The organism is Metabacillus flavus (genome assembly GCF_018283675.1).
GTDB lineage: Bacteria > Bacillota > Bacilli > Bacillales > Bacillaceae > Metabacillus_B > Metabacillus_B flavus.
Genome location: NZ_JAGVRK010000001.1, coordinates 2,488,902 through 2,509,665, shown reverse-complemented (window position 1 = coordinate 2,509,665; position 20,764 = coordinate 2,488,902). Strand labels below are relative to the sequence as shown.

22 protein-coding genes are annotated in these 20,764 nt (G+C 38.2%); all 22 read left to right on the top strand.

Annotation, left to right across the window (positions count from 1 at the left end):
* Positions 1 to 18 precede the first annotated feature (18 nt).
* The 22 genes from J9317_RS12920 to J9317_RS12820 all read left to right on the top strand — a co-directional run bounded on the left by J9317_RS12920 (position 19) and on the right by J9317_RS12820 (position 20,744).
* On the top strand, positions 19 to 510 hold the full coding sequence (locus J9317_RS12920; RefSeq protein WP_211559219.1) for a shikimate kinase: 492 nt from the start codon (positions 19 to 21) through the stop codon (positions 508 to 510).
* A 46-nt stretch (positions 511 to 556) separates the two neighbouring features.
* Positions 557 to 745, top strand: coding sequence for a YqzE family protein (locus J9317_RS12915; RefSeq protein ID WP_211559217.1), 189 nt, complete (start codon positions 557 to 559; stop codon positions 743 to 745).
* 311 nt (positions 746 to 1,056) lie between these two features.
* Positions 1,057 to 1,755 carry a YveK family protein gene (locus J9317_RS12910; RefSeq protein ID WP_211559215.1) on the top strand — a complete coding sequence of 233 codons (699 nt, stop codon included), beginning with the start codon at positions 1,057 to 1,059 and terminating at the stop codon, positions 1,753 to 1,755.
* Positions 1,739 to 2,401 (top strand): CpsD/CapB family tyrosine-protein kinase, encoded by a 663-nt coding sequence (locus tag J9317_RS12905; RefSeq protein ID WP_211559213.1) that lies wholly within the window; start codon positions 1,739 to 1,741, stop codon positions 2,399 to 2,401. The genes J9317_RS12910 and J9317_RS12905 overlap by 17 nt, the downstream gene beginning before the upstream one ends.
* 275 nt (positions 2,402 to 2,676) lie before the next feature.
* Complete coding sequence (locus J9317_RS12900) at positions 2,677 to 4,503, top strand: polysaccharide biosynthesis protein (protein WP_211559211.1); 1,827 nt, start codon at positions 2,677 to 2,679, stop codon at positions 4,501 to 4,503.
* 47 nt (positions 4,504 to 4,550) lie between these two features.
* Positions 4,551 to 5,708 carry a glycosyltransferase family 4 protein gene (locus J9317_RS12895; protein ID WP_211559209.1) on the top strand — a complete coding sequence of 386 codons (1,158 nt, stop codon included), beginning with the start codon at positions 4,551 to 4,553 and terminating at the stop codon, positions 5,706 to 5,708.
* Positions 5,693 to 6,799 carry a glycosyltransferase family 1 protein gene (locus J9317_RS12890; protein ID WP_211559207.1) on the top strand — a complete coding sequence of 369 codons (1,107 nt, stop codon included), beginning with the start codon at positions 5,693 to 5,695 and terminating at the stop codon, positions 6,797 to 6,799. The genes J9317_RS12895 and J9317_RS12890 overlap by 16 nt, the downstream gene beginning before the upstream one ends.
* Positions 6,800 to 6,803: 4 nt before the next feature.
* A complete protein-coding gene (locus tag J9317_RS12885; protein ID WP_211559205.1) occupies positions 6,804 to 7,703 on the top strand; it encodes a glycosyltransferase family 2 protein in 900 nt (299 codons plus the stop codon).
* Between the two features lie 20 nt (positions 7,704 to 7,723).
* Complete coding sequence (locus J9317_RS12880; RefSeq protein WP_211559203.1) at positions 7,724 to 8,791, top strand: EpsG family protein; 1,068 nt, start codon at positions 7,724 to 7,726, stop codon at positions 8,789 to 8,791.
* A gap of 16 nt (positions 8,792 to 8,807) precedes the next feature.
* Positions 8,808 to 9,563 carry a glycosyltransferase family 32 protein gene (locus J9317_RS12875; protein ID WP_211559201.1) on the top strand — a complete coding sequence of 252 codons (756 nt, stop codon included), beginning with the start codon at positions 8,808 to 8,810 and terminating at the stop codon, positions 9,561 to 9,563.
* Complete coding sequence (locus J9317_RS12870) at positions 9,560 to 10,759, top strand: glycosyltransferase (protein ID WP_211559199.1); 1,200 nt, start codon at positions 9,560 to 9,562, stop codon at positions 10,757 to 10,759. The genes J9317_RS12875 and J9317_RS12870 overlap by 4 nt, the downstream gene beginning before the upstream one ends.
* 15 nt (positions 10,760 to 10,774) lie before the next feature.
* A complete protein-coding gene (gene galE / locus J9317_RS12865; protein WP_211559197.1) occupies positions 10,775 to 11,797 on the top strand; it encodes a UDP-glucose 4-epimerase GalE in 1,023 nt (340 codons plus the stop codon).
* A gap of 29 nt (positions 11,798 to 11,826) precedes the next feature.
* Complete coding sequence (locus J9317_RS21125) at positions 11,827 to 11,952, top strand: YwzD family small protein (protein ID WP_488656178.1); 126 nt, start codon at positions 11,827 to 11,829, stop codon at positions 11,950 to 11,952.
* Between the two features lie 14 nt (positions 11,953 to 11,966).
* Positions 11,967 to 12,563, top strand: a complete 597-nt coding sequence (locus tag J9317_RS12860) for a sugar transferase (RefSeq protein WP_211559195.1) — start codon at positions 11,967 to 11,969, stop codon at positions 12,561 to 12,563.
* 1 nt (position 12,564) lies between these two features.
* Positions 12,565 to 13,212 carry an acetyltransferase gene (locus J9317_RS12855; RefSeq protein ID WP_211559193.1) on the top strand — a complete coding sequence of 216 codons (648 nt, stop codon included), beginning with the start codon at positions 12,565 to 12,567 and terminating at the stop codon, positions 13,210 to 13,212.
* Positions 13,209 to 14,366, top strand: coding sequence for a DegT/DnrJ/EryC1/StrS family aminotransferase (locus tag J9317_RS12850; protein ID WP_211559191.1), 1,158 nt, complete (start codon positions 13,209 to 13,211; stop codon positions 14,364 to 14,366). Before J9317_RS12855 ends, J9317_RS12850 begins: the two co-directional genes overlap by 4 nt.
* Before the next feature lie 17 nt (positions 14,367 to 14,383).
* Positions 14,384 to 15,427, top strand: a complete 1,044-nt coding sequence (locus J9317_RS12845; protein WP_211559189.1) for a glycosyltransferase family 2 protein — start codon at positions 14,384 to 14,386, stop codon at positions 15,425 to 15,427.
* Between the two features lies 1 nt (position 15,428).
* Entirely contained in the window at positions 15,429 to 16,592 is a 1,164-nt protein-coding gene (locus J9317_RS12840; RefSeq protein ID WP_211559187.1) for a polysaccharide pyruvyl transferase family protein, read from the top strand.
* A 14-nt stretch (positions 16,593 to 16,606) separates the two neighbouring features.
* Positions 16,607 to 17,794 carry a glycosyltransferase gene (locus J9317_RS12835; RefSeq protein ID WP_211559185.1) on the top strand — a complete coding sequence of 396 codons (1,188 nt, stop codon included), beginning with the start codon at positions 16,607 to 16,609 and terminating at the stop codon, positions 17,792 to 17,794.
* An 11-nt stretch (positions 17,795 to 17,805) separates the two neighbouring features.
* On the top strand, positions 17,806 to 18,993 hold the full coding sequence (locus J9317_RS12830) for a glycosyltransferase (RefSeq protein ID WP_211559183.1): 1,188 nt from the start codon (positions 17,806 to 17,808) through the stop codon (positions 18,991 to 18,993).
* Between the two features lie 18 nt (positions 18,994 to 19,011).
* Positions 19,012 to 20,205: a glycoside hydrolase family 88 protein gene (locus J9317_RS12825; protein ID WP_211559181.1), complete on the top strand. Its 1,194-nt coding sequence runs from the start codon at positions 19,012 to 19,014 to the stop codon at positions 20,203 to 20,205.
* Positions 20,206 to 20,399: 194 nt separating this feature from the next.
* Positions 20,400 to 20,744, top strand: a complete 345-nt coding sequence (locus J9317_RS12820; protein ID WP_249292162.1) for an acyltransferase — start codon at positions 20,400 to 20,402, stop codon at positions 20,742 to 20,744.
* Positions 20,745 to 20,764 lie beyond the last annotated feature (20 nt).

Here is a 20,764-nt window from a genome sequence, read left to right as displayed (position 1 = left end):
ATTAACGGAGTGATTTAGATGGGATTAGTCATACTAACCGGATTTATGGGAGCAGGAAAAACGACAGCGGGCATCGAGCTTGGAAAAAAATTAAACCTTCCAGTTTACGATACGGATCAGCTATTAGAGGAAAAACACCGGATGAAGGTTAAAGAAATGTTCGCCGAATATGGGGAAGAGAAGTTTCGTAACTTCGAAACAGAAATGCTCCAGAGCCTTTCCGATTCCCCAGCTATCGTCACAACAGGTGGCGGAGCCGTGATTAAAGAAGAAAACCGCCATGTTCTAAAAACAAAAGGTCAAATCTTCTTCCTGCACTGTGATTTCGATGTCCTTTATGAACGGCTAAAAGAAGATACAGCACGCCCTCTGTTAAAAGAAAAATCGAAAGAACAAATTGAAAAATTATACGAAAGCAGACTGGCCTGCTACCTGGACGGATCTGTAACAATCAATACAACAGGCAAAACCCCTGAAGACATAGCGGACGATATCATTTCCAGATTATAAACCGCCAATTCTGTCCATACTGAACGTAAGGACAGGAGGAATGAGCATGTCTTCCAATGACTATGTTAAATACGTAACCCAGCAAGTCGTAAAATACATGGATACCCCAAAGGAACAGAGACAGCAGCAGAAGGAATTCAAGAAGGAAACGCGAACTCCATTTTGGAGCCGGTGGTTTGGTGTTCTGCCGATTTCGGTAATGCTTTGGGTGAAGAATAGAAGAGCAAGACGATGAAGAAAGGCCTGGTATTCACCGGGTCTTTTTTCTTTTTTTCTTTCTACTTAGAAAAAATGGCTGAAACTTACTATTTTAGGGTTGATTTTGTAGGTAAAAAGTAGTAAATTTCTTTATGAAGAACAATATATGGTAAATGGCACTAAAATTATGTCAATTCTATGTAAATTTTCCGCTAAATATCCATTCTAATGTTGACACGTTCGGTATAAAGAACTAGACTTATAGTATAAACATCAGGAGCTCTTTTTTTTAACCTTTTCGTTCTTTATTAAAAACAAAACATTCTCTCTTGAGAAAGGATGGCGCAAGTGGAAAAAGAGATAGATTTAAAGAATTTATTTAATGTAATTAAGCGACGAGTATGGATTCTAATTGCATTTGCCTTGCTATTTTCTGCAGCGGGCGGCCTATACAGTGCCTATTATACAACTCCAGTTTACAGTGCATCAGCAAAGATTATGATTAGGGATGAGTCAAAATTTTTTAACACTCTGACCGAAGTTATGCGTGAGCCGGTTATTATGAAGAAAGTTGCTGAAGAGCTTAAGCTGAATCGCTCTCCAGAAGCACTTGCTTCCCAAATTATCGTTACCCCTGCTGGAGAATCTCAAATCGTGGAGGTCACGGTTACAGATGCCAATCCACTCATAGCTGCAAAAATTGCAAATTCCACAATGAAGCATTATATGAAGGAAATTCCTAAACTCTTGAATTTTAATAATATGAAGATCATCAGACAGGCAACAGAGAAAGTTGAGCCTTATAAAGAAAGTCCGGTAAAAAAAATGATGATGGGGCTAATCATTGGAATTGTTCTAAGTATAGGACTGATCTTCCTGCTCGATTCTCTTGATGATAGTATCCGTTCTGAAGCAGAAGCTGAAAAGATTTCCGGTATTCCTATCCTTGGGACGGTGTCTAAAATGAACCGCAAAACGGCACCGCATATAAAAAATAAGCGGCTGAAGCTGTCTGTAAGGGGTGAATCTGTTGTTTCCTATAAGTAAAGCTGCTTCTAAAAAAACGGACAGACACAGGCTGACTTCATATTTCAACCCAATGTCCAAAATTGCCGACCAATATCGTTCCATACGCACGAACCTTCAGCACAATCCTGAAACGTATAAATTAAAATCATATATCGTTACCTCTCCAGGGTTTAAAGAAGGAAAATCTACTACAAGTGTAAATCTGGCTGTTTCATTTTCCCAGCAAGGGAGAAAAGTGCTGTTAATTGATGGAGATTCTAAAAATCCCAGCTTGCATACCACTTTCAAGATCGATAATTCGGCCGGACTCAGCGATGTCTTAAGAGGAGATATCCGTCTTGAAGAAGCTGTAGGGAGAACTGAAATTGGACGGTTAGATATTTTAACTAGCGGAGCAATCAAGTTTAACCATTCAGAGCTGCTTGCCACTTCAGCTTTAAAGAACATTATAGATTATGCACTTAAAGATTATGATTGTGTAGTATTAGACGCGCCTCCCCTTCTTGAAACGGCAGATGTCAAAGTAATGGCAAGCCAATGTGAGGGTTTGATCTTAGTTGTCAGAGTTGGGAAAACCGATCAATCGAAACTAACAGATGCAAGAAAAAGACTGGAATCATTTGATACAGCAATCTTAGGGATCATCTTAAACGAAGCAAAGTAAAAGAGAACTGAAATCGATTCCTGAACTTCATACACTTAAATTGTTCTTTAAAAAGAACGAATGGAATGCGGTAATGTCTCCTCACCGTTATCTGCGGAGGCACTCGGTTACGCTGCGGGTTTAAATAAACCTTAGACGCCAGTCGTCATAAGTGTGATGTGAGGAGGGGTTAAATGCCCCATTTTTACTATTGAAAACTTTAGTCATGAACTTTTATTTAGAAGCTTATGGCTAAGGTTTTCAAATACTGATTAAAACAAAAGGGGTGACAAAGTTTGGCTTATCGGACAAGACTGTCCTTGCTTATTCTGATTGATTCCATCATTGTGCTAACGGCTGTGTTTTTCAGCCGCTTTATCGTTTCTGCAGATATACATGTATTAACGGTGCCCGTCATCATCAGTTCTTTCACGCTCCTCATCTGCCATCATATTTTCTCCTATATTTACAAGCTGTACAAAAAAGCCTGGGAATACGCGAGCATTGATGAACTCCTGATGATAATGAAGGCAGTAACCATTTCAATCATGACAGCAGGAATTGTACAGGAAGTTGCTTTTCACGATGTCTATTTCAGACTCCTTGCTGTGACCTGGATGCTGCATATGCTGCTTATCGGAGGCTCCAGGTTTTGCTGGAGGGTATATAGAGATACATTAATTAGAAGAACCACCAATAAAAAGCGAACTCTTATTATCGGAGCTGGAGCTGCGGGAACCATGGTAGCAAGGCAGCTGAAAAACAATCGGGAAGCAGAATTGCATCCGGTCGCATTTATAGATGACAGTAAAAGAAAACAAAACCTCGATATAATGGGACTGCCCGTAGTAGGAGGAGTACCACAGATTGCATTAGCTGTTGAAAATCTAAATATTGATAACATTGTAATTGCCATTCCTTCCCTTAAGAAAAAAGAGCTGAACCGGATCTTCCAGGAATGCGGCAAAACGAGTGCGAAAACAAAGATTTTGCCTATGCTCGAAGATTTAGTCACAGGCAAGATATCTGTCAGTCAATTCCGAGATGTCCAGGTTGAGGACCTGCTTGGGCGAGAACCGATAAAGCTTGATATCGGGAGCATTTCTGAATATATCGAAGGAAGAACGGTTCTTGTAACAGGTGCAGGCGGATCTATAGGATCTGAGATTTGCCGCCAGATTTCGAAGTTCCATCCAAAAAAGCTCATTCTTCTGGGTCATGGTGAAAACAGCATTTATTCTATTGAAATGGAACTGAACGAGCTGTATAAGGACAAAAGCATTGAATTTATTACAGAAATAGCGGAGCTTCAGGATCTCAATAAAATGAATCATGTTATGTCTAAACATTTGCCGCATGTGGTATACCATGCAGCAGCGCATAAGCATGTGCCTCTTATGGAGAGAAATCCGGAAGAAGCTATCAAAAATAATTTAATCGGAACAAGAAATGCAGCCCAGGCGGCCAGCTGGAACGGCGTCGAAACGTTTGTTATGGTTTCTACCGATAAAGCGGTTAACCCGACAAGTGTAATGGGAGCAACGAAGAGGCTGGCAGAAATGGTCATTCAGCATATGGATACAGTCAGTGATACCCGATTTGTGGCGGTTCGATTTGGAAATGTTCTTGGAAGCAGGGGAAGCGTCATTCCGCTTTTTACAAAACAAATTCAAAATGGTGGCCCGGTAACAGTTACTCATCCAGATATGATCAGGTATTTCATGACGATTCCAGAAGCATCGAGACTGGTTATTCAGGCTGGTGCACTTGCAGATGGAGGAGAAATTTTCGTCTTGGATATGGGGGATCCTGTTAAAATCGTGGACCTTGCCAAAAACTTAATAATTCTTTCAGGGAATTCCATAGAAGATATTGAAATCGAATTTACAGGAATCCGGCCAGGAGAAAAACTTTTCGAAGAATTGCTGCAAGAAGAGGAAGTACATGAAGAACAGATTTACCCAAAAATTTATATCGGCAAGAAGTCAGAGCTGCTTATAGAGGATATAGAAGAATTGCTGCTTTCTTATCCGCATCTTACTTCGCAGGAATTAAGAGAGAAACTATTAGAGCTTGCCAATAGAAGACCGGCAGCGAAAGAACTTCTTTCCGTACCGGGATAAAATACAAAACGCCTTTATGGCGTTTTTTATATGGGAGCAAAGATCAAATGGTGAAAAAAGTGCTTTTAGTTGCAACAGTTGACTACCATTTCAAAGCGTTTCATTTACCGGTAATGAAGTGGTTTAAAGAACAAGGCTGGGAAGTGCATATCGCGGCATGCGGAAATCTGACGCTCCCTTACACAGATTTGAAATTTAACATTCCAATACAGCGTTCTCCCTTTAGAAGCCAAAACTGGCTGGCGTATAAAGAATTAAAAGATATTATCCGCGAGCATGATTACGATATGATCCATAGCCACACACCGATGGGAGGAGTTATCGCCCGTCTGGCTGCATTAAATGCCAGAAAAAGAGGAACAAAAGCAATCTACACCGCTCATGGTTTTCATTTTTGTAAAGGCGGACCGCTTTCCAGCTGGATTCTTTATTATCCGATTGAAATGGCGCTGGCTGCTGTTACAGACTGCTTAATTACCATTAACAAAGAAGACTACGACTTAGCCGTCCAGCACCCTTTTAATAGTTCCAGAATCGAACAGATAAACGGAGTCGGAGTAGACACCGAACAGTTCAAGCCAATGGACGCAGTATTACGAGAGAAAAAGCGGAAACTGCTCGGCTATGCACAAGAGAATTTCCTTATGTTTTATGCTGCTGAATTTAATGAGAACAAAAACCAAGAGCTTCTCATTCGTGCACTCTCTTCTATTAAAGACAAAGTGCCAAATGCCAAACTTCTCCTAGCGGGAGAAGGAAAACTGCTTGAATCCTGCAAGCAGCTTGCAAAGGAACTGAAAACCGATCATCTCATCGAATTCCTCGGTTTCAGAAAAGACATTGCAGACCTCCTGCCTCTATGCGATGCAGCGGTTGGATCAAGCTATAGAGAAGGACTTCCGGTAAACATTATGGAAGCGATGGCATGCGGATTGCCAGTGATCGCAACTGAAAACAGGGGACATAAGGAACTTGTTGTATCTGGTGAGAATGGCTGGCTTGTAAAAGCAGGGGATGCGGAAGATATGGCAGGAAGAATGCTGCAGCTGATCAACTATCCAGTGCATCAGCTGCATTTACTTGGAGAGGCAAGTAAAGGGAAAATTGAAAAACAATATAGTGAAAAAATTGTTTTGCAGCAAAGCAGAGCTCTGTATGCAAAATATATGAAGGATACAGGAGGTGCAGCATGGGCAGTCCAGTAAGAGTGCTTCATACGGTGGTGAATATGAATCGGGGCGGAGCAGAAACACTGATCATGAATCTTTACCGAAATATGGACCGGTCAAAGGTTCAATTTGATTTTCTTACGTGTAAAGAAGGCGTTTTTGATGATGAGATCCGCGAACTTGGCGGTACGATCCACCGCATCCCATATATCACAGATGGCGGCCACTTCCGATATATCCGCAGCCTAAATGCCTTTTTTAGTCAAAACAGGCATTACAAAATTGTTCATTCCCATCTGGACAAGATGAGCGGGTTTGTAATGCAGGCTGCAAAGAAGTATGGGATACCGGTTAGGATTGCACATAGCCACAATACGCAGAGCGAAGGGAATTTCTTAGCAAAAACATATAAAGATTATGCAGGCAGACTGATCCATCCCTCCTCAACACACTTATTTTCCTGCTCACAAGCTGCAGCAGAATGGCTTTTTGGAGATAGAGGAAGAGTAAGTATTTTGCTGAAAAACGGTATTGACTCCGAACAATTCAAGCATTCTTCTTCAACAAGAAACCGTATCAGATTGGAACTAGGAATTACAAATCAGTACGTCATTGGCCACGTAGGCAGATTTAACCTGCAAAAAAATCATAATTTTCTTATCGATGTTTTCAATGAATGCTCTAAAAACTTTACGGATCTTCATTTGGTTTTAGCAGGGGACGGTCCATTAAGAAACGAGATGGAGCAAAAAGTGAAAAATCTCAATCTGTCGGAGAAAGTCAGCTTCCTAGGAATTAGGTCAGACATACACCATCTGCTGCAAGCATTTGATCTTTTTGCGTTTCCTTCTCTTCACGAAGGGCTTCCTGTAACATTGGTAGAAGCCCAGGGAGCAGGACTTCCATGTATCATTTCTGACAAGATTACTAGAGAAGCGGATATGGGAATTGACTTAATAACCTATCTTCCAATCAGTCAAAAAGAAGACTGGGCAGCAAAAATACCTAAGATTCTTCTTGAGACAAAACAAAGAAATATTCCCCAAGATGCACTGGCTTCTAATGGCTATGATATTCGAAATACTTCAAAGTGGGCGCAGGGGTTTTACTTAGAGGCTGCGAGGTGATGATGTGAAAACTTTGACAGTGTTTACTCCCACATTCAACAGGGCTTATTGTCTGGACCAATGTTATGAAAGTTTGAAAAGGCAGACAAATAAAGATTTTGAATGGCTGATTATTGATGATGGTTCTACAGATCAAACAGAAGAACTTGTTAAACAATGGATGAATGAAAGAATAATAGATATCACATACATCTATCAGGAAAACCAGGGAATGCATGGTGCTCATAACACAGCATATGAAAATATCGTAACAGAACTTAATGTTTGTATAGATTCAGATGATTACATGGCAGACGATGCAGTGGAAAAAATCCTTCATTTCTGGAAACGGAAAGGAAATAAAAGGTATGCGGGAATTGTAGCATTGGATGCCAGTCCTTCAGGAGAAATCATTGGAACAAAAATACCAGAGCACATTAAGGAATCACCACTCACTGATTTATATGTCATTCATAAAGTGAGAGGAGATAAAAAACTCGTCTACAGAACGGAACTAATAAAGAAGGTTCAGCCATACCCCTTATTTGAAGGCGAAAAATATTGTCCGTTGAATATCAAGTACATTTTAATAGACCAGGAATATCCACTGCTCGTCCTAAATGAAATTCTATGCCATGTTGAATATCGCGAGGATGGATCAAGTCTAAATATGTTAAAGCAATATAAAAAAAATCCAAGAGGGTTTCTCTATTATAGAAAAGTGGCCATGAAATACGCACCCACAATAAGTAAAAGAGTAAGAGAGAGTATTCATTACGTTGCAGGAAGTTTGCTGGTTAAAGAATTTTTCTTCATTTATAAATCGCCATACAAATTAGAGACCCTATTTGCAACACCTTTTGGCATCCTGCTTTATTTTTATATCCAATTTTCCAATAGAAATATCAATTTTAAAACTAGCTAAGGAAATGAAAGGAGCAGAAGATGACGGTTTTATATTTAAATTTAGCAGCGGTATCCCTGCTCTCTCTCTTCTCCCGTTATTTTTCGAAGCCAAGTATAGATAATTTTAGGGAAGTAAAATCAAATAAATCATTAATTTTTGCTGCTGGGATCATTCTAATAGCTGTTTCAGGGCTTAGGTCAAATATAGGTGATACATATGTCTATATGGAAAACTTCCAAAAAGAGAACCTAACCTGGGGGAAGATTCTTGAGGAAAAGGATATAGGATTCGGGGTCTTGCAGATGATTTTACAGAGTATGACTCACGATCCTCAAGTTCTTATTTTTACAGCAGCACTTATTACAAACCTATTAATCGTTAAAGTGCTTTACCAATATTCAAGGGTTATTGAAATCAGTTTATTTGTATACATTTCATCGGGCATGTTTTTAGTATCGATGAACGGTCTTCGCCAGTTCCTTGCAGCTTCCATCATATTTGCAGCTACAACGTTTCTAATCAGACGCAAATGGCTGCTGTATTTTCTGACAATTCTTCTTGCTTCAACTATTCACCAATCTGCATTCATCCTGCTACCTATTTACTTTTTAGTAAACCGGAAGGCATGGACAAAAGAAACCTTTATTCTTTTAATGCTTGCGGCATTAGCTGTAATCGGGTATGGTCAGTTCTCTTCTCTTCTTTTCTCTGCGATAGAGGATACACAATATGCTGGATATGAAACATTTTCTGAAGGCGGAGCGAGCTACCTGAGGGTCATTGTAAATGCAGCTCCAGTCATTCTAGCCTATTTTGGAAGAGATAAGCTTCGAAGGGTTTTTCCTAACTGTGACATCATAGTAAATATGTCCATCTTAGGCCTTGTATTTATGATCATATCCACTCAGAATTGGATATTTGCCAGGTTTTCTATTTATTTTGGGTTGTATAATTTAATCCTAATTTCTTGGATCGTTAAAGTATTCAGGCCCAAAGATGAGAAGCTAATTTATTATGCGATTGTAATTTGTTACTCTGTTTATTTTTATTATGAACATGTCATTACACTAAATATGATATATAAAAGTAACTTTTTTAGTCTTTAGGGGGGAGGTTTAGAACATGAATAAAAAGGAAATGATTCCGAGAATTGTTCACTACTGCTGGTTTGGTAAGGGTGAAAAGCCCAAAATCGTCCAAAAGTGCATAAAAAGCTGGGAAAAACAATTAGAAGGATATACTTTCATTGAATGGAATGAAAACAATTTTGATATTAATTCCCATCTCTTTGTAAAAGAGGCATATGCGTCAAAAAAATATGCTTTTGTCAGTGATTATGTAAGATTAGCCGCCCTTTATGAACATGGCGGAATCTACATGGATACAGATGTTGAGGTTCTTAAACCAATCGATCCCCTTTTAGAATATGAAGCTTTTACTGGCTTTGAAGATGGAACTTTTCTTCAATCTGGAACTATGGGATTCACTAAGGAACATATTCTTATTAAATATTTCCTCAGCTATTATGATGGAAAGCGTTTTATTAATCATGACGGATCACTTAATATGAAAACAAATACGAGTATCATGACAAACCAATGCAAGGAATTCGGACTTATTCAAAATGGAAAGCATCAGGTTTTAAATAACGGTGTGACCGTTTTCCCCCGCACCTATTTTAGTCCATACGATTATATAAACGGTGAAAGCTTCATAAATGAAGAAAGCTATACCATCCACCACTATGCCCAAACATGGCTACCTGCCAGTACCAGGTTTAAAAGTTCGTTGAAAAGAGCTGCCAGTAAAATAATTGGACCGAAAGCAATTGCTGCCATGAGGAATACATTTAGTCAATCGGGCGGGGGAATAAAATGAAGAAAACCATTTTAGTTTCCTCATTTGACCTGGCTATTGGGGGAGTAGAAAGAAGTTTGATCGGGCTTTTGGATTCAATTGATTACAACAAATATAGTGTCGACCTTCTTCTTTTCAAGCAAGAAGGGGAATTCATGCCATTTATACCTAAAGGACCGACATTATTGCCAGAGATTCCGGCTTACACCACTTTTAGGAAATCGATTACTAACGTATTAAAAGACAGACAGTATCCAATTGGTTTGGGGAGAATACTGGCTAAATATACAAGCACTGTGCAGGGGAAACTTCTAAAAGTACCTGAACCAGGCTACTTAACCATTCAATATGGCTGGGATTTTACCTCTCCTCTCCTTCCAAAGATGAAAAAGGAATATGACGCTGCCATCGGATTTTTGTGGCCGCATCATTTCACAGGAAGTAAAGTGAAAGCAAAAAAGAAAATAGGTTGGATCCATACGGATTATTCAAATATTCATGTGAATAAAAAGGCAGATGAGCGGGTGTGGAACAAGCTTGATCATATTGTAGCGGTATCAGATGAATGTTCAAAAACCTTTATACATGAATTTCCTTTTTTAAAAGAAAAAACTTCAGTCATAGAAAATATTCTTTCCCCTGCTTTTGTAAGAGAGCAAGCAGGTTTGTTTGTTCCCTCTGAAATCAAAAGAAGCGAAGGAAAAACAATTTTTGTTTCGGTCGGGCGGCTCACTCATGCAAAAGGTTTTGACGAAGCGGCAAGAGCTTGCAGGCTGCTTGTTGATGAAGGGCTCGACATTGAATGGCATATTGTTGGATATGGACCGCTTGAAAATGAATTAAAGCAGCTCATAACCGATCTCAAACTAGAGGATCGTTTTTTTTTATTGGGGAAGAAAGTTAACCCATATCCGTACATAAAAGCATGTGACATCTATGTTCAGCCTTCAAGGTATGAGGGAAAGGCAGTAACCGTAAGAGAAGCTCAAATTTTGGGAAAACCCATTGTCATTACAGATTTTCCAACAGCTAAAAGCCAGGTAATAGACAGTTTTGATGGAAAGATCACTTCTAATGGTGCTGTAGGTATAGCAATGGGAATTAAACAAATGATCCATGATAAAAAATTGAGGGATTTACTGATAGCAAATTTGCAATCAATGAATTATGAGAATACATCAGAACTGAACAAGCTTTATGAACTGATCGAAAGCTGACAGGAGGAACAAAAGGTGATTCTATTAACAGGCGGAGCAGGATATATTGGCAGTCATACGTGCGTTGAACTGCTTGAAGCCAACTACGAAATTGTGATTGCCGACAATCTTAGCAACAGTGATATTGAATCCATCAATCGGATTGAGAAGATAACTGGGAAAAGACCAGTCTTTTATGAACTGGATTTACTCGATCAGGAAAAACTGAACAGAGTATTCGAAGAGAATCAGATTGAGGCGGTTATTCACTTCGGCGGATTAAAAGCAGTTGGTGAATCAGTTGAAGAGCCTCTTCAATATTATCAAAATAACTTGACGGGTACTTTGAATCTGCTGGAAGTGATGAAAAACCATGGTGTGAAAAACTTAGTTTTCAGCTCATCCGCAACGGTATATGGTGAACCGGCTTCTGTTCCGATAAGAGAGAGCTTCCCTTTATCAGCAACGAATCCTTATGGGCGAACAAAACTGATGATTGAAGAAATTCTTACGGACATAGCTAAGGCTAATTCCGAATGGAGTATTTCCATGCTCCGTTATTTCAATCCTGTGGGAGCGCATGTGAGCGGACTGATTGGAGAAGATCCGAGTGGTATACCGAATAATCTTTTTCCATTCATTACCCAAGTAGCAATAGGGGCGAGGAGTATGTTAAATATATTTGGAGATGACTATCCGACAATAGATGGAACTGGAGTCCGTGATTATATTCATGTGATGGATTTAGCTTCCGGGCATTTAAAAGCTCTCGAGAAAAATCTCTATTCAACTGGGATTGATGCTTATAACCTTGGAACAGGCATTGGCTATTCAGTCCTCCAAATGGTAAGAGCCTTTGAAGAAGTAAATCATGTAAAGATTCCTTATCGAGTCACTGCTCGCAGACCTGGAGATATAGCCGAATGCTATGCAGATGCACGAAAAGCAAATAAGGAATTAAACTGGTATGCATCTAGAGGATTAAACAATATGTGCAGCGATGCATGGAACTGGCAAGTAAAGAATCCATCAGGATATAAAACAAAAGTATATTCTTAAAATGAAAACGGTAAAGGTGATAAAGAAACATGACGCAGGAGCAGCTGAAAAAGATCTTATTGAGTGCTTATTATATCTCTGAAAAAAGAGAACAAATCCAAACAAATGAATTAATAAGAGAAATTAAAAAGCAAATTATCCTAGCATCCAAATAAGGAGGGAAGATGTTATGAAGCGGCTATTCGATTTGATAACAGCCCTATTCCTTATCTTTATTTTTAGTATCCCAATGATCGTATTAGCGATGTTGATTAAGACAAAATTAGGAAGCCCAATTCTTTTTAAACAAATAAGACCAGGGCGTGATGAAAAACCATTTTTATTGATGAAGTTTCGTTCGATGACAGACGAAACCAATAAAAATGGTTTTTTGCTATCTGATGAACAGCGCCTAACGGCATTTGGAAAGATCTTAAGGAAGTTCAGCTTAGACGAGCTGCCCCAATTATTCAACGTAGTCAAAGGCGAGCTCAGTCTTGTTGGCCCGAGACCCCTTTTGATGGAATATTTGCCTCTTTACACGAAAGAGCAAGCAAAGCGCCATAAGGTAAAGCCGGGAATTACAGGATGGGCCCAAATCAACGGGAGAAATGCTATTACATGGGAAGAAAAATTTAAGCTGGATGTTTGGTATGTAGAGAACCAAAGCTTTTTACTGGATCTTAAAATTCTATTTTTGACTGGTATAAAAGCAATAAAGTCTGAAGGTGTGCAGCAGGCAGGCTTTGCAACGGTAGAAAAATTTAAAGGCACGGGAATGAACTAAGATGGATCCTCTCGTAATAATCGGCAATGGCGGACACAGCAAGGTAGTTCGAGAAATAGCTATTTTAAGTAAAGTCTATGAAATAGTTGCCATCCTGGACGATTGTTTTTCAGAAATAACGATGATGGAAAACATTGTTTATGGACCTTTGTCTATTGTGAAAGATTTTAATCTAACTGTGACAAAGTTTTTCATCTCAATTGGCGATAATTTCACCCGCCACAAAATCTTTCAAAGGCTGGGACTTGCTGAACACCACTATGCAAGGCTGATTCATCCAAGTGCTATTGTCAGTAAAACAGCCGCCATAGGATATGGAACTGCAGTCATGCCAAATTGTATTGTTAATGCGGAAGCAACTATTGGGAATCACTGTATCCTCAATACAGGTTCAATCATTGAACATGATAATCTTCTACAGGAGTTTGTACACATCTCCCCTAATGCTACGTTAACGGGCAGTGTAAAGATTGGAATGGGAGCTCACATCGGGGCTTCTGCAACTGTCATTCCAGGCAAAATAATTGGAGAATGGTCCGTTATTGGTGCAGGGTCAACAGTTATTGACCACGTTCCTTCCCATTGTTTAGCAGCTGGAGTACCTGCAGTGATAAAGAAGAGGTACGAGAAAAGGAGGCAAGAAGTATGAAACAGGCTATTCAGCAGAAACGCATCTATTTATCACCACCGCACATGAGCGGAAAGGAACTTGACTATATAAACGAAGCGTTTGAAACCAACTGGATCGCTCCGCTAGGTCCAAACGTTGATGCCTTTGAAAAAGAACTTGCCCAAAAAGTAGGAGTCAGAGCCGCAGCTGCCGTTAGCTCAGGTACAGCTGCAATCCATCTGGCTCTTATTTTATTGGGCGTGGAAAAGGGAGATACCGTATTTTGCTCTACGCTCACATTTGTAGCTACAGCCAATCCCATTCTCTATCAAGGAGCAGAGCCGGTTTTTATAGATTCCGAGCCTGAAACCTGGAACATGTCCCCCCATGCACTTGAGCGGGCATTAAAGGAAGCCGCAGATGCAGGTAAACTTCCTAAAGCGGTAATCGTCGTTAACCTTTACGGGCAAAGCGCCAAAATGGATGAGCTGCTGGCACTCTGCAACTTATACGATGTTCCGATGGTTGAAGATGCAGCGGAATCACTTGGTTCTACTTATAAAGGTAAAGCGAGCGGGACGTTTGGATACTTTGGGATTTACTCGTTTAATGGAAATAAAATTATTACGACCTCTGGCGGGGGGATGCTTGTTTCGGATGATGAGGCAGCGATTGAGAAGGCCAGGTTTTTAGCAACTCAAGCTAGAGATAAGGCACTTCATTATCAGCATAGTTCGTTAGGATTTAATTATAGGATGAGTAATATTTTGGCTGGTGTTGGAAGAGCTCAGCTTCAGGTACTTGAGGAAAGGGTCGCTCAAAGAAGACAAATTTTTAAAAAATATAAGCAGGATTTAGCTTCAAATTCCGGAATTCGGTTTATCCAAGAACAGAAAGATACCAGCACGAACCGGTGGCTAACAGTTATTTCAATAGATGAACAGTTAGCCGGGATTAGCTTGGGGACATTGCTGCATGCACTAATTCAAAACAATATAGAAGCAAGGCCGGTTTGGAAGCCTCTTCATTTGCAGCCATTGTTTAAACATGTAAGATTTTATCCTCATGATATAGGAAATTGTGTTTCAACTGATCAATTTGAGAATGGAATTTGTCTTCCATCGGGTTCAAATCTGACAGAGCATGATATGGATAGAATTACTTCCTGCATTTTATCAGCGGCCTCATTATAGAAAGGGATGATTTCATAATGGAAATGAAGGTCTCTGTCATCATCCCTGTTTATAATGCGGAAAAGTATGTAGCACACTGCGCAGAATCACTGCTTAATCAAACACTTGAAGATTGTGAGTATATTTTTATCAATGACGGCTCTAATGACCGAAGTCAGCTAATCATTGAACAATATAGCAGATCAGATAAGCGAGTTGTCTTAATAAATCAGGATAATCATGGTGTAAGTGCCGCTAGAAATAGAGGGCTTTTAGCAGCCAAGGGTATTTATGTAGCGTTTGTAGATGCGGATGATTATATTGAGTCAAATATGCTGGAAATTCTTTATGAAGCGGCCGTTTGTGAAGAAATTGATGTAATTGTTTCAAACTTTGAAAGTAAAATGGATGAGGAAAAAGTGATGAACACTTATCCATTTGCAATAAACAAAAAGTTAAATAAAGAATATATAGGAATGCATTTAGTTCCATATCTCATCCAAGCTGAAGATTTAAATACAGTTTGTACAAAACTGTATCGAAATCATTTGATAAAGGAAAACCGGATTAGATTCCCAGAAGGAGTAGCACTAGGGGAAGACGGCTTATTCAATATGAAATATTTTTGCTGTGCAGAATCTCTCAAATACATTAATTATTCAGGATATCACTATCGTGAGGTTGCAGGGAGTGCCACTCGGAACCTCAGTGAAAAAGATTATTTTTCAAATGCTTTAAAGGTATATCTGGAGGATTTGCCAGAAGAAATTACAGCAAAAATGAATAAGACAGAGATAATAAAATTGAAATCGATTAAATTTATTCGAAGTGTTTTGGCCTACATACACCTTTATTTTGCTTCAAAAGAATTGAGCTTTTCAAGAAAAATGAAACAAGTAAGAAAAATGATTCAACATGATCAGGTGCAGCATGCTGCCGATATATTTTTAGAGCATATGAAAGACTCTATTAACCGATATGACCAGCAGCTACTGAAGATGCTTAAAATAAAGTCTGTTTTAGGATTGTATGGACTAACTTCATACAGCCGTTTTAGAAACAAACAAGCAGGAGGAATGTAAAATGAAGATCATGATGTTTGCCCATGATGGAAGCTTAAATAGGGGCTGTGAAGCGATTGTAAGATCATCAGCATCCATTATAAAAGAGAAAGCAAAAAAAACTGAAATTTATCTTTCATCAGGTAAACCTGAGACAGATTCCATTATTCCTGCCATAGATAAAATTTATGACGGGTCAGAAAAAGGGATAAAAAAGTACTCGTATGAGTGGCTGGTTTCAAGCTTTAAAGTAAAGCTGTTTAAGGATGAATCCTATGCTTTAGGGAAAATACATCAAAATATCATCAATCGGATTGATGAGGCTGATATATGTTTATCAATTGGAGGAGACAATTATTGCTACGGAGAACAGCCAGGCTGGTATGAAATAGACAGGAGAATAAAAAGCAAAGGGAAAAAGCTAGTACTATGGGGCTGCTCCATTGGTGAAGAAGATATGTCTGAGAGAAAGCTAGCCGATTTAAAGACATTTGATTTGATCCTAGCACGGGAAACTCTTACCTACCAAATGCTAAAAAGAAAAGGACTCACGAACGTAAAATTATGTGCAGATCCGGCGTTTACGATGGAAACAGAAGAACTGCCATTACCACCTGGATGGCAGGAGGGGAATACCATAGGAATCAATTTTAGTCCTCTTGTATTAAAAAAGAATCCGGAATCCGCGGAATCAGTGAGCCGGCTGATTGAGCATATATTGGAAACTACCGATATGACAATCGCTTTAACTCCGCATGTCATTATTGAGGGGAACAACGATTATGAAATTCTCAATAAATTCTATGAGAAATACAGAGACACAGGCAAAGTACTTATTCTTCCTGATTCATTAACAGCAACTCAGTACAAGGGATTTATCGGGAGAATGAGATTTTTTATTGGAGCGCGCACTCATGCTACAATTGCAGCCTACTCTAACTATGTTCCCACTCTTGTACTGGGCTACAGCGTTAAATCCAAAGGGATTGCTAAGGATTTATTTGGAGAGGAAAGACTAGTACTAGACTATAAGGAAATATCCTCTAGCCAGAGATTGATAGATGGATTCAACGAAATGCTAATTAATGAAAAATTAATTAAAGAGACATTAAAGAATTCGGTCCCGAAAATTAAAAAAATGTCCTATAAAGCTGTCGATTACTTACAAGCTCTTTCGAAGCTTTAAAGAGGCTGACCACTATGAAAAAGAAGCTATTATTCGTTATTCCCAGTCTTGAAGCAGGCGGAGGAGAAAAAAGCCTGGTAAATTTACTTTCTCAAATAGACTATTCCCAATATCAAGTCGATCTTCTTTTGTTTAAAGAATCAGGTATCTTTCTTCCTTCGATACCCGCTCATGTGAAAATAATTGGACTTCAAGAAAGTTATCAGCTTTTCATACTAACTCTATTTTCTTCTGTAAGGAAGTTTGTGATGAAAAAGCAATTTCAATTAGCTTATGCCAGAATAGCATATTCTGCTTCAAACAGATTGTTGAAAAATAAAGCCTATTCTGAACAGGTTAGCTGGAAATTTATAAGCAAGTCGCTTAATTTTCTTGATAAAGAATATGATGCAGCGATCGGATATCTTGAGAAATCTTCTATTTACTTCATAGTTGATAAGGTAAAAGCTAATAAAAAAATTGGATGGATTCACACCAATTATTCAAGTTCCGGCTTGAATAAAGACTATGACAATCCCTTTTTTGAGAAGCTTGATCACATTATAACTGTTTCTGAGGAATGCGCTGTTTCTTTAAAAGAAACATTTTCAACCTGCAGGGAGAAAATCAAGGTAATCCAAAATATTGTGTCCCCTGCGGCGATATTAAAGCTTGCTGACCAAAGAACAGCTTCTACTGAAAAAAGTAATGAACAGATAAAAATAGTCACAGTAGGAAGACTCAGTCATGAAAAAGGCATTGATTTAGCTATACAAGCATGTATGAGATTAATTGAAAGAGGATACAAAGTAAAGTGGGAAGTTCTCGGAGAAGGTCCTGAACGAGAGAAACTTGAAAAGTTAATTGAATTATCTAATTTAGAAAAGAACTTTTTTTTGCTGGGGGTTAAGGACAATCCTTATCCTTACATTAAAGAAGCAGATATTTACGTGCAGCCTTCAAGATATGAAGGAAAATCAATTGCCATTGATGAAGCTAAAATATTAGGGAAACCAATCGTCGTCACTAATTTTGATACTGCGAAGGATCAGATTAGCACCGGTATAAACGGGCTGATAGTAGAGAAGAGTGTTGAGGGAATATGCAATGGAATTGAAAGATTAACTGAAAATAAGGAGCTTTTAGCTTACATTACCCGAAATCTTTCCGCTGAACGTTTAGGTACAGAAGAAGAAATCAAAAAGCTTTATAAACTAATCTAATGGTGGTTACTATGAAAAAAAACCTATTATTTGTAATGAACAATTTAAATTGCGGGGGAGCTGAAAAAGCTCTTATTTCATTACTTGAAACCATCGATTATTCTCGCTTTGAAGTAGATTTGCTGCTGTTTAAGAAGGAAGGATTATTTTTAAGCAAGGTACCTAGCCAAGTTAATCTACTGAATGAAATCAATGAGTTTACGTTCTTTGATATGCCTATTAAAGAAGCTATCAATAAAAGCATTAAGCAGCAGCGATTTGATATTACGTTTTCCAGAATACGAGCAGGAATCATTTACAAAACAGAGAAAAATGGAGCAAAATGCGAGCAGAAAGCTTGGAATCAAATAAGGTGGATTCTTAAGCCTTTAAAGAAAAATTATGATGTAGCAATTGGTTACTTAGAGAAAAATCCTATTTATTATTGTGTAGATAAAGTAAAAGCTCATTACAAAATAGGGTTTATTCATAATGATTACAACAAACTAGGAATGATTCCTAAAATGGATCAGCAATACTTCAGACAGCTTGATTCTTTAGTTACTGTATCAGAAGAATGTGCAAACATTCTTATAGAGGTGTTTCCAGATTTAAAAGAAAAAATAGAAGTCATGTATAATATTATTTCACCTGAAGTAATAAGACAATTATCATTGGATGAATCACTGGAAGCTACGAGTAAAATCAAATTAGTCTCCGTAGGCAGGTTGAATTATCAAAAGGGATTTGAAATGGCCATTGATGCATGCAAACTATTAGTCGAAAAGGGCTATGAAGTGGTCTGGGATATACTTGGAGAGGGAGAAGAACGAGAAAAATTAGAAACCCTTGTCCAAGAAACCAACCTGAATGGGATAGTTAATTTTCTTGGTATAAAAGAGAATCCATATCCTTTTATTAAAAATGCGGATATTTATGTTCAGCCCTCCAGATTTGAAGGGAAATCAATTGCAATAGATGAGGCGAAAATTTTGCATAAACCAATAGTTGTTACTAATTTTAGTACTGCTAAAGATCAAATCAAAAATAACCACAATGGATTAATTGTTGGAATGGATTCTACATCTCTTGCAAATGGTATTGAAAAGTTGATTTTAGATCCTGCCTTAAGAGATCAGCTTTCAGATAATCTCTCAAAAGAAAAATTAGGCACCACCGAAGAAATTATAAAGTTTTATAGATTCATACACGCAATTTAAAGGAGGAAGCCATTAGTCTTGATAATATTAGGATTTGTGTTAAGTATAGTACTTATTATTTTATTAATAGATTTGATCCCGCTCTTGTCAGATTGGACAGGCAGAATTAAAATCGGAAAAATTAAAGAAGAAGAAAAATGGAATCAAAAAGTTACAGGCATTGGAGCAAAATGGCTGAACCATACTCCAAAAATAAAGGTCACCGATAATACAAGGTTAATCGTTCTCGATATGCTTAAGGGAAACTATTTAAAAAATACCATCCAGCATTGGCAGGAGGCTTCTCTCTTGTTGGGACTGACAGAAAGCTTAAAAAACGAAAAAAACGAAAAAATCATCAAAGAAATCAACAAATATTTAGAACGGAAATTTGATAGCAACGGGCTATGGAAAGAAAAGCCTATACATGTAGATGGAGCCATATTAGCTTATGCGATAATGAAATTGGAAAATGTTAACCCTGATGAATACAAACCATCTTTAGATTATATTTGGGAGCTAATCCAAGAACATATTGAAGAAGACGGAACGGTTGGATATAGAAAGACTATGAAAGGCTACAAATATGTAGATACCATAGGCTTTATATGTCCTTTTTTAGTCGCTTATGGAATGAAATATCAGAAGCAAGATTGTGTGAATTTGGCAATTAGACAAATCCGGGAATATGTAGAATATGGATTGCATGAGAAGTTTACTATCCCTTTGCATGCTTATAAGGTAGATGATAAAGTCCCTCTTGGTCTTTTAGGCTGGGGGAGAGGACTCGGTTGGTTTGCTTTAGGAATCACTGATACATTATATGAACTGACTAATACCCACAAACATTATACCGAACTAGAGAATATAGTAATGAAATTTTGTTATAGAGCGCTAAGTTTCCAACAAGCTAATGGAAGCTGGAACTGGACAGTTACGAGAAATGAATCAAGACCAGATTCTTCAGCTACTGCAGCTATTGGATGGCTTATGGCTAATGCTGGAAATCTAGATGAAAGTTTTCTTGTTAGCGCAAATAAGGCAAGTGAGTACTTAAAGAGTGTAACTAGAAGAAATGGCGCAATTGATTTTTCACAAGGTGATACAAAGGATATAGGTGTCTATTCTAATTTATTCAATATTCTCCCATTCACGCAAGGCTTGGCAATCAGGTTAAGCTCAAAAAGAAAGTTAAGAAAGCAGTGTGAAATTTATGATGAAAAAGGGGCTTAATTTTATAAAAACCAGATTCAAGAAATGGTTAATTGAAGATCTTATAAAAATGGGTATGAAAGTTGGACATAATTGTTCCATCCAGCCGGGAGTTGTTTTCGATTATTCTCATTGCTGGTTGATTAAGATTGGCAACAATGTAACTATAGCTCCTGAAGCATATATTTTAGCGCATGATGCCAGCAGAAAAATCTTTGCCGAAAATTGGCTACACAAAAATCGGGAGTGTTACTATTGAGGATAATGTATTTATTGGGGCTAGAGCTCTAATAATGCCTGGAGTCACAATAGGAGAAAGGTCAATTGTAGCTGCAGGAAGTATTGTAACCAAATCAGTCCCTAAAGGGAGTGTGGTAGGTGGTAATCCAGCGAGAGTAATTTCAACGATAGAAGATTATGAGTTAAATCAGTCAAGAAAATTAAAATCTGAAAGTTCACTTTTATTTGGAGTTGAATATACACTTAAGGGAAAAATCAATAAAGAACAAAGAAATAAAATGTACTATGACCTCACTAGTCAAATTGGATTTATTAAATGACGAAATTAATAAAAAGGTGA